Origin of the sequence: Halomonas sp. THAF12 (assembly GCF_009363675.1) — a bacterium.
Classification (GTDB): Bacteria; Pseudomonadota; Gammaproteobacteria; order Pseudomonadales; family Halomonadaceae; genus Halomonas; species Halomonas smyrnensis.
The window spans coordinates 1,122,842-1,135,495 of record NZ_CP045399.1; the positions used below are offsets into that span (position 1 = coordinate 1,122,842).

Consider the following 12,654-nt stretch of genomic DNA (forward strand, 5'->3'; position numbering starts at 1 on the left):
CCCACCCCCGTGCCCACCCGGCATGGCGGTGGGCGTCGTCGTGTCGGGACCATGATCGAGGAGAGCAGCATGCAACAGGCGCGCACCACCTGCCCCTACTGCGGCGTCGGCTGCGGCGTGACGGCCGACATCGAGGACGGGCGCATCACCGGCGTGGAGGGTGACGGCGACCACCCGGCCAACTACGGGCGGCTGTGCGTCAAGGGCTCGGCGCTGGCCGAGACCCTGGGCGATCACGGCCGCCTGACCCGGCCCCGGGTCGACGGCGTCGAGGTCGACTGGGACACCGCCCTCGAGGCGGTGGCCGGCCGCCTCCAGGCCACCCGCGAGCGCGCCGGCGATCACGCCGTGGCGGCCTACCTGTCCGGCCAGCTGCTGACCGAGGACTATTACGTCGCCAACAAGCTGTTCAAGGGCTTTCTCGGCACGCCGCACCTGGATACCAACTCGCGGCTGTGCATGGCCTCGGCGGTGGCCGCCTACAAGCGCTCGCTGGGCGCCGACGCCGTGCCGTGCTGCTACGAGGACCTGGAGGAGGCCGAGCTGGTGGTGCTGGTGGGGTCCAACCTGGCCTGGAACCATCCGGTGCTCTATCAGCGCCTGCGCACCGCCAAGAGTCGCAATCCGCTGATGCGAGTGGTGGTGATCGACCCGCGGATCACCGACAGCTGCGAGATCGCCGATTTGTACCTGGGGCTCAGGCCCGGCAGCGACGCCCGGCTGTTCACCGGCCTGCTGGCCTGGATGGCCGACAAGGGCCGGCTCGACGACGTCTATCTGGGCAAGCATACCGACGGGCTCGACGCGGCCCTGGCCGCGGCCCGCGAGGACGACGTGTCCATCGCGGCCATTGCCGCCGACTGCGACGTCGACGCCGAGCGGCTGGAGACCTTCTTCTACTGGTTCGCCAGCCAGCTGCACGTGGTGACCCTCTACTCCCAGGGCATCAACCAGTCGTCCAGCGGCACCGACAAGTGCCAGGCGATCATCAACTGCCACCTGGCCGGCGGCAAGATCGGCCTGCCCGGCGCCGGGCCGTTCTCGATCACCGGCCAGCCCAACGCCATGGGCGGCCGCGAGGTGGGCGGGTTGGCCAACCAGCTCGCCGCCCACATGGACTACGACTCCCCCGGCGCGCGCGACCGCGTGACGCGCTTCTGGGCCACCGACCACCTGACGCCGACCCTGCCCGAGGCGCCGGGGCACAAGGCGGTGGCGCTGTTCGAGGCCATCGAGCGCGGCGAGATCCAGGCGCTGTGGGTGATGGCCACCAATCCCGCGGTCAGCCTGCCCGACGCCAATCGGGTGCGGGCGGCGCTCGAGACGTGCCCGCTGGTGATCGTCTCCGAATGCATGGCCGACACCGATCTGCTGCCCTACGCCGATATCGTGCTGCCGGCCTCGTCGTGGTCGGAGAAGGACGGCACCGTGACCAACTCCGAGCGGCGGATCTCGCGTCAGCGCGGGATGCTGCCGCCGCCGGGCGAGGCGCGACACGACTGGTGGATCGTCTGCGAGGCGGCGCGCCGGCTGGGTTTCGGCGAGGCCTTCGACTACGGCCATCCCGGCGAGATCTTCGCCGAGCACGCCCGGCTCTCCGGCTTCGAGAACGCCTCCGGGCAGCCGGGCCACGAGGCGCGGCCGTTCGACATCTCGGCGCTGGCGGGGCTCGACCGCGCCGGCTACGACGCCCTGGCGCCGATCCAGTGGCCGGTGACCGCCGAGGCCCCGCGCGGCACCGCGCGGCTGTTCGAGGACGGTCGCTTCGCCACCGCGGACGGCCGGGCCCGGCTGCTGCCGGTGCGTCCGCGCGGCCCCGAACAGGCGCTCAGCGCCGCGCGTCCGCTGCGCCTCAACACCGGCCGGGTGCGCGACCAGTGGCACACCATGACCCGCACCGCCCGGGCGCCGCGGCTGATGAATCACCGCGCCGAGCCCTTCATCGAGATCACCCCCGAGGACGCCGCCGCCTTCGGCGTCGGCGACCAGCAGCTGGCGCGGCTGACCGGCGCCGGCGGCGAGTACCGCGCCCGGGTGCGGCTGACCAAGGGCCAGCGCCGCGGCGAGGCCTTCGTGCCGATGCACTGGACCGACCGCTTCACCGGCGCGGCGCGCACCGGCGGCCTGCTCGCCGCCCATCTCGACCCGATCTCCGGCCAGCCCGAAGCCAAGCACGGCGCGGTGAGCCTGGCGCCGCTGGCGGTGGGCTGGGAGGCGACCTTGCTGATCGCCCCCGGCGAAGCCGGCGACTTCGCCGGCCGCGACGACGGCGCCTACTGGGCGCGCATCCCGCTGGCCCACTGCCAGCGCTGGCAGCTCGCCGGCGGCGAGACGGACGATGCGCCGCGCGACTGGCTGGCCTGGGTGCGGCAGTGGCTGCCCACGGCGCCGAGCCTGTGGAGCGACGACCCGGCCGGCGGTCGGCTGCGCGCCGCGGGGCTCGAGAACGGCCGGCTGCGCTGGTGGCTGATGGTGGCGCCGCCCGCCGAGCTGCCGGGGCTTTCCTGGCTCGATGCGCGCTTCGCCGAGGCGACGCTCGAGGGCGACGTGCGTCGCCGGCTGCTGGCCGGCTGCGACGCCGGCGAGGCCGATGCCGGCCCGCTGGTGTGCAGCTGCCATCAGGTGGGACAGACGACCATCGTCGAGGCCATCCGCGCCGGCGACGCCAGCGTCGAGGCGCTGGGCGCACGGCTCGCCTGCGGCACCCAGTGCGGCAGCTGCATTCCCGAGCTCAAGTCGCTGGTCGAGGAGCATGCTCCGGACACCGTCGACGCCGGCGCCGATGCCCAGGCGCTCGATTCCACGACACAAGAGGAGAGTGGCCATGCGCGCTCCGAGCCAGCCAAGATCCCCGTTCGCGTCGCCTGATGCCCTGCGCCGCGCTTTCTCTGCCTTGGCCCGGCTGGGCTCGGCCAGGCTGGGCCTGGGCCTGGGCCTGTCGCCGCGAGGGAGGGCCGGTCGCGTCGGCGAAGCGGACGATGATGCCGCGCGGGTCTCGCGGCGCGGCGAGTGTCGCCCCGGGCGGGTCCATCTGGTCGGCGCCGGCAGCGGCGACGTCGAGCTGCTGACGCTGAAGGCCGCGCGGCTGCTGGCCCAGGCCGATGCCGTGGTCTATGACCGGCTGGTCGGCGAGGAGGTGCTGGCGCTGATCCCCGCCGGCCGCGAGCGCTACTACGTCGGCAAGGCCAGCGGCCACCACAGCGTGCCCCAGGACGAGATCGGCGCGCTGCTGGTGACGCTGGCGAGGCAGGGCAAGTCGGTGGTGCGTCTCAAGGGCGGCGACCCCGGCGTGTTCGGCCGCATGGGCGAGGAGCTCGCGGCCCTGGCCGAGGCCGACGTCCCGGCGGAGATCGTGCCCGGCATCACCGCCGCCTCGGCGGCCTGCGCCTCGATGGGCATTCCGCTCACCGACCGCGCCCACGCCCAGCAGCTGCGCTTCGTCACCGCGCAGCTGTGCCGCGAGGGCGGCGCGCCGGATTGGCAGGCGCTGGCCCGCCGCGACGAGACCCTGGTGTTCTACATGGGGCTGGCCAAGGTCGAGGCGATCTGTGCCGAGCTTCGTGGCGCCGGTCTGCCCGACGACTGGCCGATCATGCTGGTGGCCAACGCCAGCCTGCCCGAGCAGGCCGCCTTGACCGGCACCCTGGCGGACATGCCGGCGCGCCTCGCCGAGACGCCGCTGCCGTCGCCGTGCCTGATCGTGGTGGGCAGCGTGGTGCGCATGGTCGAGGCGACGCCGGCCGGGGCCGTGACGGCAAGACCCGAGGCGTTCGTCTCCTAGATCACGGTGCGTCATCTTACTGTCACCCTCGTCACGCATGCTCCCCTGGCTGACTGATGCCGGCAGCGGCGCCCGGGAAGGCGCCGACATGCCGGCCGCATAACGACGTCTGACCGTGAGGAGACCAGGATGAGCAAGGAAATCGAAGACCATCGCCTGTTGAACCGCAGTGCCAACGAGCCGTTCTCCTCGGTGCTGGAAAAGCATGTTTCGCGCCGTCGCGTGATGCAGGGCGGACTCGGCATGGCCGCCATGGCGATGCTGGGCGGCTTCGGCCTGAGCGGCCTGTCCGGGCGTGCCGAGGCCGCGGGCGCCGAGAAGACGCCGCTGTCGCTGGCCTTCGATGCCATTCGCGGCTCGCGCACCGATGCTGTGGTCGTGCCGGACGGCTACACCGCTCAGGTGCTGATTCCCTGGGGCACGCCGCTCAACGGCCAGGCGCCGGACTGGCGCGAGGATCTCGCCTTCACGCCGGAGATCCAGGCCAACAGCGTCGGCATGCACCACGACGGCATGCACAACTTCGCCCTGGACGAGTCGTCCGCCTCGCGCCGCTTCGTGCTGGCGATGAACAACGAGTACATCGACCAGGCGGCCCTCTGGGCGCCCAAGGGCGGGGCCACCAACGCCGAGGAGGGCAAGCGCCCGGCCGACGAGGTGCGCACCGAGATCAACGCCCACGGCGTGACCCTGGTCGAGCTCGAGAAGGGCGACGGCGGTCGCTGGCGGCACGTGGCGGATTCCGCCTACAACCGTCGCTACACCAGCGCCACCGAGATGGCGCTGAGCGGCCCGGTGGCCGGCAGCGACTACGTCAGGACCCGGTACTCGCCGGACGGCACCCTGACCCGCGGCACCAACAACAACTGCGCCAACGGCTATACCCCCTGGGGCACCTACCTGACCTGCGAGGAGAACTGGCCGGGCTATTTCGTCAAGAATGCCGAGCGCCAGCGCGACGACCAGCGCCTCGGGGTCTCCGAGGGCCGCGGCCGCTACGGCTGGGAAACCGCCGCCGGCGATGCCAGCGAGCGCAACGACGAGTTCGCCCGCTTCAACGCCACCCCGACGGGCGCCTCGGCCGTCGACGACTATCGCAACGAGCCGCGCACCTTCGGCTATATCGTCGAGATCGACCCCTACACCGGCGAGCGCGCCGTCAAGCGCACCGCCCTGGGCCGCTTCCGCCACGAGGGCTGCTGGCCGGGCAAGCTGGTGGCCGGCGAGCCGGTGGTGTTCTATTCCGGTCACGACGCGCGCAACGAGTACATCTACAAGTTCGTCTCCGAGGCCCTCTGGGACCCGGCGGACGCCAACCGCCCCGGGGCCAGCTATGACCGCCTGGCCCTCGGTGCCAAGTACATGGACGCCGGCACCCTCTACGTGGCGCGCTTCGAGGCCGATGGCCGTGGCGAGTGGCTGCCGCTGACCCCGGGCGCCGAGACCCGCGACGGTCGCACCCTGGCCGAGGCCCTGGGCCTGGCCGCGGACGATCAGGCCGGTGTGATCATTCACACCTGCGATGCCGCCGACCTGATGGGCGCCACGCCCATGGACCGCCCGGAGTGGGGCGCCGTGGACCCGGCCACCGGCGAGGTCTACATGACCCTGACCAACAACTCCCAGCGCACCGAGGAAGGCACCGCCGCGACCTACACCAACGACGGCGGCGATATCCAGGAAGCGGGCGTGGGCTACGCCACGGCGCCGACCAATGCCGCCAACCCGCGGGCCGAGAACGAGGGCGGCCAGGTGATTCGCTGGCGCGAGGACGCCGGCTCGACGCGCTTCGACTGGGAGGTGTTCGTGTTCGGTGCGGCGGTCGGCGATGCCGAGAACGTCTCCGGCCTGACCGAGCTCAACCAGTTCGCCAGCCCCGACGGCCTGCACTACGATGACCGCGGCGACGGCCAGGGCATCCTGTGGATACAGACCGACAACGGCTACGCGGGCGTGACGGAGTACACCAACGACCAGCTGCTGGCGGTGGTGCCCCAGAACGTCAGCCGGGCCGAGGGCGATGCCTCGGTGGTCGGCGGCGGCAACCAGGCCCAGCTCAAGCGTTTCGCCGTCGGCCCCAACGGCTGCGAGGTGACCGGCATCTGCCTCACGCCGGACAAGACCGCGATGTTCATCAACATCCAGCACCCGGGCAACTGGCCGGCCGGCGACGACGCCACCGTCGAGACCCGGGGCAGCGTGCGCGCGCGGGCCTCCACGGTGGTGATCCAGCGCGAGGATGGCGGCATCATCGGCGTCTGATCGCGCCGGCCCCGGCGTGCCCCTTTCCCTGCCCCGATGCGAAGCGCCCCCGGCCAATGCCGGGGGCGCTTCGTTTCGTCGGGCTGGCGGCGGGGCTGAGCCGAGCCGAGGCGGGGCCTCAGTCGTCGCTCCGCTGGAAGGCCTCGAACACCTCCCGGCCGGTCAGGTTGCGGGTGTCGTTGGCGAAGGCATACCAGGGCGGCTTCTCGTCGATGAAGATCTGGCTGTCGAAGGTCCAGGCCTGGCCCACGTCGACCAGCCCCGCCGGCACCGCGTAGTGCTCGCCGGTCTTGAGGCGATAGAACAGATGCGTGCCGCAGTGGCGGCAGAAGGCGCGTTCGGCCCAGTCCGAGGAGGCGAAGACGCTGACGCTGTCCTCGCCCTCGAGACGGACGCTCGAGACCGATTCCAGCGCCAGCAGCGGCCCACCGCCCCAGGTGCGACACATCTGGCAGTGACAGGCGCCGATGTTCTGGCGCGAGGCCTGCACCTCGAGGGCCACGGCGCCGCACAGGCAGCGGCCGGTCAGGGTCATGGCGTCGTGCATGGCATGCCTCCTCGGGCCGGCTCAGCCCTTGAGATGGGCCAGGATGGCGTCGGCGCTGCTGGCCTCGATCACGCCCTTCTGGGTATCGACCCCCAGATATTCCACCACGCCGTCGTTGGCGACCAGCGCGAAGCGCTTGCTGCGGGTGCCCATGCCGCCGCCGCTGGCGTCCATGTCGAGGCCCAGGGCGCGGGTGAACTCGGCGTTGCCGTCGGCCAGCATGGTCATCGCCTGGGCGTTCTGGTCCTTCTGCCAGGCATCCATCACGAAGGCGTCGTTGACCGCCATGCAGGCGATGGCGTCGGCGCCGGCGGCGAGGATGTCATCGGCGTGCACCACGAAGCCGGGCATGTGGGTGTTGGAGCAGCCCGGGGTGAAGGCGCCGGGCACGGCGAACAGCACGACCCTGCGGCCGGCGAAGAAGTCGCCGATGGCGAGATCCTCGGGGCCCTTGGGGCCGTTGGTCTTGATCGTGACGTCGGGGAGGCGGTCACCGGTGGCGATCGTCATGGGGAAGCTCCTTTTCGGTGGGATGGGGGCGGGCATGCCGCGCGCGATACGGGGGCGGCCGTCATGCCCGGCCGTTCAGGGTCACGCGGATGCCGCCGTCATGCAATGCCTCGCGAGGGAGGCGCTCGTCCCAGCGTGGCCCCAAGCGGGGCGCTCTGCAAACCTTCTTCGGCTCTTCTGCCACGCCAGGTCGGCGCAGACGACGGCGCCCCCGCCGCGGAACGACGGGGGCGCCGGTGGCGTGGGGCGGGAATCAGCGCAGCGACAGCGCGCCTTCGCCCGCGTCGCCGGCCGCCTCGTGGTAGGCGGCTTGTTCCTCGGCCTCGACCTCGGGGGAGAAGCGCACCACCAGGGCACACAGCGAGGCGATGATGACCGCGATGCCGAGATAGAACAGCCCCTGCTGGTAGGAGAGCGACTCGGAGCGGAACAGGAAGCCGGCGGCCACGGCACCGGCGTTGCCGCCGGCGCCGACGATGCCGGCCACCGCGCCCAGCGCCTTCTTGTTGATGAAGGGCACCACGCCGAAGGTCGCGCCCTCGGCCATCTGCACGAACAGGCTGAACACCAGCATGATGCCGATGGCGAGCGCCAGCACCTGCATCTGCGAGAAGAACATCAGCGCCACGCCTTCGCACAGCATGGCGATGAACAGCCAGCGGACCCGGCCCTTGAGGCCGCCCTGGCGGGCGAACAGGTCGGAGAAGATGCCGCCCAGGGTGCGCGCGAAGAGATTCATCAGCCCGAACAGGCCGGCGATCATGCCGGCGGTGGCCAGGCTCAGATCGAAGTTGTCGAAGTAGTAGATGGCGGCGATGTTGTTGATGGTCAGCTCGACCCCGAAGCAGGCGGCGTAGACCACGAACAGGGCCCACACGCGCACGTCCCTGGCGGCGGCCTTGAAGCTGGCGCCCATGCCGTGCTCGCCGCTGGCCGGCGGCAGCTCGCCGCGCTCGCGCAGCTCATCGAAGTCGCCGTCCGGCGCGTCCTGGGTGAAGCGATAGTAGGCGATGCCGGTGAGCAGCATCACCACGCCCGGCACCACCATGGCCAGGCGCCAGCCGACGGCCTCGCTGACGCCGAGCATCAGAATGCCGGAGAACACCAGCGGCATCACGATCTGGGTGGTGCCGCCGCCGAGGTTGCCCCAGCCGGCGGAGGTGGCGTTGGCGGTGCCGACCACGTTGGGCGCGAACATCACCGAGGTGTGGTACTGGGTGATCACGAAGGAGGCGCCGACGGCGCCGATGGCCAGGCGAGCCAGCAGGAAGGTCTCGAAGCTGTCGGCCAGGCCGATGGACATCACCGGCAGCGAGCCCAGGCACAGCAGCCAGGTGTAGGCGCGGCGCGGGCCGATGCGGTCGCACAGCACGCCGATGGCCAGCCGCACGATCACGGTGATGGCGACCGAGGCGATGATGGTGTTGCCGATCTGGGTCTTGGTCAGGCCGAGGTCGTCGCGCACCACCGCCATCAGCGGGGCGATGCCGAACCAGCCGAAGAAGCAGAGGTGGAAGGCGAACCACGAGAAGTGGAAGGCGCGCATCTGCGGCATCTTCCAGTTGAGCAGACGGATCCTGCTGGCCTTGTTGCGGATTTCCATGGGGGTACCTCGTCGAATGACGTTCGAACACGCGATCTCTTGGGCCTTCGCCGTTGAAGGTCGGGTCCGACGCACTCGTACCCCGAGGGGCCTGGTCCACGTCTGGCGCTCACTGTCGATGCTCATGCATACGCATTGCCATGACGCGGGGAAATCCGCTTTTTCAGCGTGTTAGATATCTGGCGAGAGGAGGGCGGGCGCCGAGGACGGCGCGGGATGGCGCATGACCGTGCCCGTCTGGTCCGGTCATGCGCCGATATGGTGCCTGTGGCGGCGAGACGTGGGCGGGGAAAGGGGGAAAGCGTTCAGCGCGTCACGGCGGCCAGCCGGCGGTCGTCGCGGGGGCAGCGCAGGAAGGCCGAGTCGGCCAGCCACTCGGGATCGGGGTAGTAGGTGAAGAGATACTGGCTTTCCTTGAGGCTGTCGATCAGCGGCACCGCGATCTCCTCGCGGACCGCCGGGCAGCCGTGACTGCGCCCCAGCCTGCCGGTGCGCTCGATGAAGGACTCGCTGACGTAGTCGGCGCCGTGCATGACGATGGCGCGCTGGAAGGCCTTGTCGTTGACGCCGGGCTCGAGGCCCTCCAGGCGCAGCGAGTAGCCGTTGCTGCCCTCGTAGCTGTTGAGGGTGCGGAACAGGCCGATGCTCGACTGGTGGCTGTTCGGCACGTTGGAGAACTCGCTGGCCAGGGCATCGCCGGAGCCCTGGCCGTGGGAGACCAGTTCGCGGAACATCAGCCGGTCGTGGACCAGGTCGAACACCCACAGCCGCTGCTCGGTGGAGGGCAGCGAGAAGTCGATCACCGCCAGCCGCTCGGCGCCGGGATCGGCGCAGGAGAGGGCCTGGGCCGCCAGGCGCAGGACCTGCGGGTCGGCGGTGGGAGCGAGGTCCGTCAGGCGGTTCGAAAGCGGGGAGGGCGGCGCGAGCGGCGTCACCGCCCGGGCGAGGAAGTCCCGCGCCGAGGCGGGCATGGCCAGCAGCAGGGTGGCGGCCAGCAGCGGAGCCATCAGGCTCCTTGAGCGCGGCAAGGACATACGGCGTCTCATGTGGTGAGGTGGGGTGGTCATCTGTCGGTGCTCGGGGCCTCGCGTGTCGGTCATGGCCGGGCGCCATGTCGCCGGTTTGTCGTATTATGAACAAGGCGGTCAGGAAGACCAGTCTCATCAGTCGAATGCCAGGAGGCCACATCATGCGAGTCGCGAACGTCCTACCCCGAGAGCTGCGGCGCAGCGGCATGGTCTTGCTGCTGGCCTGCTGGCCGGCCGCGGCGAGTGCCGAGGCCCCGGCCGCTCCTGTCGATGGGGGCGAGCCGGCCGCGGTGGCCGCCCCGTCCCCGCTGGGCGAGCGCCTCGAGGCGGCCTCGCCGCGACTGGCGCGCTTCTACGCGCTGCAGGGCGGCGCGCCAGTCTGGCAAGATCGCGCGGCGGTGACCACCCTGATCGCGCTGCTCGAGGCCCTCGAGGACGACGGGCTCGATCCCGGCGACTATCGCCCCGAGCGGCTGGCGCGGGAGGCCGAGACCGCGCTCGCTCCGGCGGCGTCGGAGGCCGCCCGGGCGCGCTTCGACCTGGACGCCAGCCGCGCCCTGCTGGACGCCCTGACCCAGCTGCAGCGCGGGCGCCTCGATCCTCGCGACGTCTACCCCGACTGGGAGATTCCGGTGGCCCCGCCGCGCCTGGATCTGGTCGGCATCGTGCGGGCCCTCCAGGCCGGTGACGCGGAGGGGGCGCTGGCCCTGGCGCGCCCCGAGGGCGAGACCTACGCCGGGCTGCGCCAGGCGCTGATGCGCTATCGCCATATCGCCCGCCTGGGCGGCTGGCCGACCCTGCCGGCGCGCCAGACGCCGCTGCGGCCCGGCGACGTCGACGAGGACGTGGCGCTGCTGCGCCGCCGCCTGGCGATGATCGGCGAGCTCGAGGTGATGGCCGCCGACGTGACGCACTATCTCCCGAGCCTTCCCGACATCGCCCTCGAGGCGCCGGCCCAGAACCGCTTCGATGACACCCTGGCGGCCGCGGTGAGGCGTTTCCAGCGCCGGCACATGCTGGCCGAGGACGGCGTGATCGGCCCGCGCACCCGGGCGGCGCTCAACGTGCCGGCCCGGGTGCGCATCGAGACCCTGCGCGCCAATCTGGAGCGGGCCCGCTGGCTCTCCGGCGAGCGCCCCGAGTGGCGGCTGGAGGTCGACCTGGCCGGCCAGCGGCTCGACTATCATCGCCCGAACGGCGAGCGCTGGGGCGCGCGGGTCATCGTCGGCCAGCCCGACCGCGCCTCGCCGGTGCTGCGCTCCGAGATCACCTATCTGACCCTGAACCCCACCTGGACGGTGCCGCCGACCATCATGCGCGAGGACGTGCTGCCCCGGGTGCGGCGCGACCTCGGCTACCTGAGCGAGCACGACATGGAGGCGATCGATCCGCAGGGCCGCCGTCTGGACCCCGAGGCCGTCGACTGGCAGCAGCCGGGCGCGGTGATGCTGCGCCAGCGCGCCGGCCCGCGCAATCCGCTCGGCCGGCTGGTGCTGCGCTTCCCCAACGACCATCTGGTCTACCTGCACGATACCCCGGCCCGGGGGCTCTTCCGGCGCCCGCAACGGGCGCTGAGCTCCGGCTGCATCCGCGTGGAGAACGTCGCCGAGCTGACCCGGCTGCTGATCGACGACAGCGGCTCGCGCATCGCCCTGGAGCGCCGGCTGGCCGGCGGCGCGACCGACAACGTCTCGCTGGCCAGGCCGGTGCCGCTGGCGCTGCACTACTGGACCGCCGAGGGCGAGGCGGGCGGCCTGGCCAGCTTCCGGCCGGACGTCTACGACCGCGACCCGGCGCTGATGGCCGCCTTGTCAGTAGCGTCTGCAGAGAAGGGAGAAAATGACATGGCAGGGCTCTGATATCGCTCAGCGGTCAGCGGTCAGCGGCAGAGCGGCGGAGAATCTCGCAGAAACCACTGATTGGCTCGCCATGGAAGGTGTCCTTGCGGGTCAGAATCCCGAATGGCGTCAGGGCGCGTCCCAACGAGAGCGGGAGAGTGGTGATCAGGCCGGCATCGAGATGATCACGCAACACGGTTTCGGACATCACCATCAGGCAGTCGCTCTGCTGGACCAGCTGCAAGGCGGCGAAGATCGAGCCGCATTCGATGATGTCTCGAGGGGAGACCAGTCCCGCCGTCTCGAACTCCTTTTCCAATGCTTGGCGTGCCGGTGTGGCCATGGGTTGCAGCAGCCATGGCCACTCTTCGAGCAGCTGTGACAGTGGTGGCAGCGACTCGTGACGACACAGAGGGTGGTCGCGACGCACCGCCGTGACCAGTGTCTCGTCGCCCAGCGGCTCGAAATCGAAATGCTGTTGCTGCAGGGAAGTGGCATAGCGAGCGATGGCGATATCGATCTTGCCTTGCTCGAGCAGTTCGACCAACTGGTCGCTGGTTTCACCCATCAGGCGAATCTGCAGCATCGGACGTTCACGCTTCATCTGGATCACGGCCTGTGCCACGAGATCCGGGGCGGCCCCCATGATCGTGCCTATGGTCAATTGGCCTCTGCCACCAAGCTGATAACGCTGTATTTCCTCGGCGCAACGGTCGAGGCGAGTCAGGGCGTTATCCGCGAATTCGATCAGCATTTCGCCCACCGCGGTGGGTGTCATTCCTCTGGCGGTGCGCTCGAATAGCCGACTGCCGAAGACCTTTTCTATCTCGCTCAGCATGCGCGTGGCTGCCGGCTGTGACATGTGCATGGCCGCCGACGTCTGATGAAGGTTGCGCAGCCGCCCCAGCGTGGCCACCAGCAGCAGGTGCTTGTATCTCAGGCGGCTCAGCAGTGCCTGATAGCCCTCCATGGCGTGTCCTCTCTGATACCTGAAAATTATGACGTGTTGCCAAGTGGTCTGGTTACGACATTAGTCGAATTATCGGAAAAACAGAGCGTCATCGAGACCGGCGCGAGCCAGCTTA

Annotated in this window: 9 protein-coding genes; 4 read left to right on the plus strand and 5 right to left on the minus strand. The window is 70.6% G+C overall.

Annotated elements, in window-relative coordinates; genetic code table 11:
- Positions 1–69: 69 nt before the first annotated feature.
- The 3 genes from FIU88_RS05065 (at position 70) to FIU88_RS05075 (ending at position 6,043) form a co-directional block, all read left to right on the plus strand.
- On the plus strand, positions 70–2,868 hold the full coding sequence (locus tag FIU88_RS05065; protein WP_152478406.1) for a nitrate reductase: 2,799 nt from the start codon (positions 70–72) through the stop codon (positions 2,866–2,868).
- Positions 2,869–2,893: 25 nt separating this feature from the next.
- Entirely contained in the window at positions 2,894–3,781 is an 888-nt protein-coding gene (cobA, locus tag FIU88_RS05070) for a uroporphyrinogen-III C-methyltransferase (protein ID WP_152478407.1), read from the plus strand.
- Between the two features lie 129 nt (positions 3,782–3,910).
- The gene (locus FIU88_RS05075) at positions 3,911–6,043 is read left to right on the plus strand and encodes a PhoX family phosphatase (protein ID WP_152478408.1); all 2,133 of its coding nucleotides are present in this window, start codon (positions 3,911–3,913) and stop codon (positions 6,041–6,043) included.
- 118 nt (positions 6,044–6,161) lie between these two features.
- Here FIU88_RS05075 and FIU88_RS05080 read toward each other — a convergent pair whose 3' ends face one another.
- The 4 genes from FIU88_RS05080 to FIU88_RS05095 form a co-directional block, all read right to left on the minus strand.
- Complete coding sequence (locus FIU88_RS05080; RefSeq protein WP_152478409.1) at positions 6,162–6,590, minus strand: GFA family protein; 429 nt, start codon at positions 6,588–6,590, stop codon at positions 6,162–6,164.
- 21 nt (positions 6,591–6,611) lie between these two features.
- A complete protein-coding gene (locus tag FIU88_RS05085) occupies positions 6,612–7,100 on the minus strand; it encodes a peroxiredoxin (RefSeq protein ID WP_016855532.1) in 489 nt (162 codons plus the stop codon).
- Positions 7,101–7,353: 253 nt separating this feature from the next.
- The gene (locus tag FIU88_RS05090; protein ID WP_152478410.1) at positions 7,354–8,703 is read right to left on the minus strand and encodes an MFS transporter; all 1,350 of its coding nucleotides are present in this window, start codon (positions 8,701–8,703) and stop codon (positions 7,354–7,356) included.
- Positions 8,704–9,008: 305 nt separating this feature from the next.
- The gene (locus FIU88_RS05095; protein WP_152478411.1) at positions 9,009–9,710 is read right to left on the minus strand and encodes a murein L,D-transpeptidase catalytic domain family protein; all 702 of its coding nucleotides are present in this window, start codon (positions 9,708–9,710) and stop codon (positions 9,009–9,011) included.
- A 182-nt stretch (positions 9,711–9,892) separates the two neighbouring features.
- Between FIU88_RS05095 and FIU88_RS05100 the strand changes: the two genes are divergently transcribed.
- Positions 9,893–11,590, plus strand: coding sequence for a murein L,D-transpeptidase (locus tag FIU88_RS05100; RefSeq protein WP_152478412.1), 1,698 nt, complete (start codon positions 9,893–9,895; stop codon positions 11,588–11,590).
- 13 nt (positions 11,591–11,603) lie between these two features.
- On the opposite strand, the gene FIU88_RS05105 is transcribed toward FIU88_RS05100, so the two are convergent.
- A complete protein-coding gene (locus tag FIU88_RS05105; protein WP_152478413.1) occupies positions 11,604–12,539 on the minus strand; it encodes a LysR substrate-binding domain-containing protein in 936 nt (311 codons plus the stop codon).
- Positions 12,540–12,654: the final 115 nt, after the last annotated feature.